Genomic DNA, 1,692 nt, shown 5'->3' with positions numbered 1-1,692 from the left:
CGCTCCTCAGCCTGATCCTGAGTACTGCTTCCTCGCTGCACTGCCGCCGACTCTCGCGCGCCGGCGCCGGTGGAGGCCAGCTGGTTGCTCGCGGCGGCCTGCGCGACGGGGGTGACCGGAGTGCTGGTCCGTGCGGCGGCCTGGGTGACGCCGCCCGTCGCCGGGGCGGTGACGGGGGTGCTGCCGGTGGACGAACCGCCGTTGCGCCCGCCGCCCTGGCCGGACTCCCCGCTGCCGGCCGGCGGGGTGGCGGGGGTGTGGTCCTCGGGGCAGTCGTCGGTCGGCTTCGGCGCGGGCTGGGCCACGTTGCCGCAGGAGTTGCCGAAGGCCGGGTTCGCGGCACCCACCACGTTCACCGAGTTGCCGCAGGCGTTGACCGGGACGTGCACCGGGGCCTGGACGCTGTTGCCGGAGATCACGCCGGGCGAGCCCACCGCGCCACCGCTGGCGGAAGCACCCGAGGCGGTGGGCCCCCGGTGCGCGTCGGTGGACGGCCCGTCGGTGTGGGAGCCACCGGAGTGGGAGCCGCCGGCACCGGCGCCACCAGTGCCCGCGCCACCGGGCTGGGAGACGTGCACGGGCGGCGGGGCCGCGTGGCGACTGGTACTGGCATTGGCACAGCGGTTGCCGAAGGCGGGGTTCAGTACGCCGATCACATCGACCGTGTTGCCGCAGGCATTGATCGGTACCTCGACGGGCACCTGGACCGAGTTGCCCGAGGCGACGCCCGGCGAGCCCGCCGCACCTCCCTGCGCCTCGGCGCCCGCATAGGCGTAGCCGGCGGTCGAGGCCAGCACACTGCCGGTGGCCACGGCAGTGAGGATCCCCTTCTTGGCTACATTCCTCATGTTTTCCCCTGACGTTTTCGAGACGACATGGCGACCTTGACGTGAACCTTATGAAAGTCGGAATTTCTGTATAGCCGGAAATCACCCAAGGTCTTCGACTGCACAGGAGTTAACGAGAAGCCAACGGCGAGGTTGAGCCAAACGAACCCACTTCACCCGATCGAGCGATGAGGGCCCTCGAGCGTTGCCGATCCACCGGCGGCGGAGCCCCCGGATCCGGCAGGCGAAGCCCCTGACAGAAACCCCTGACACGCGACGGCCCCCGGTGCGGCGCGTCCGCCGCCCGGGGGCCGTGATGGGAATCGGCTCAACGGGCCTCAGCAGCCCGGAGGTCGACTCAGAAGTTGGCGCAGTGGTTGCCGAACGCCGGGTTCAGCACGCCGATCACGCTGACGGTGTTGCCGCACACGTTCACCGGGATGTGGACCGGAACCTGGACCTGGTTGCCAGAGACGACGCCCGGGGAGCCCGCGGCCACACCGTCGGCAGCGGCGCCGCCGTGAGCGGACGCGACACCGGCGGCGGCGAGCACCAGGCCACCGGTGGCGGCGGCGACGGCGGCGATCTTCTTGACCTTCATCATTCCTCCTGTACGGACAACGCAACCCGTTCGGCGGGCTGCACAGGGATGAACGACGCTGCGGCAAACGGGGTACGGAACAGATTTCCCATTCACTCTCAACGGTGAGGGTTCGCACAGACAATCGGCACGCAACCGCATAGCTGAATCGTTTCTGTTGATCTCCAGAAACCCATCCCACAATCATGCGCTCGGACAATGCGGCGGCGGTGCTGGTCACCCAGCCGTGCAGCGCGGGGTGGTGCGCCGGCTCGGCGAGCGCGT

Annotated in this window: 2 protein-coding genes; both read right to left on the bottom strand. The window is 69.9% G+C overall.

Features of this window, described 5'->3' with window-relative positions:
• On the bottom strand, positions 1–848 hold an 848-nt coding region (locus ABT247_RS33375; RefSeq protein WP_350750348.1), incomplete at its 3' end, for a chaplin.
• Positions 849–1,185: 337 nt separating this feature from the next.
• Positions 1,186–1,428 carry a chaplin gene (locus tag ABT247_RS33370; RefSeq protein WP_392899297.1) on the bottom strand — a complete coding sequence of 81 codons (243 nt, stop codon included), beginning with the start codon at positions 1,426–1,428 and terminating at the stop codon, positions 1,186–1,188.
• Between the last annotated feature and the right edge of the window lie 264 nt (positions 1,429–1,692).

Origin of the sequence: Kitasatospora sp. NPDC001539 (assembly GCF_040298565.1) — a bacterium.
In the GTDB taxonomy this organism is placed as follows: Bacteria; Actinomycetota; Actinomycetes; order Streptomycetales; family Streptomycetaceae; genus Kitasatospora.
Note: the sequence above shows the minus strand (reverse complement) of the source record. Positions and strands in the feature narration are given on the sequence as shown.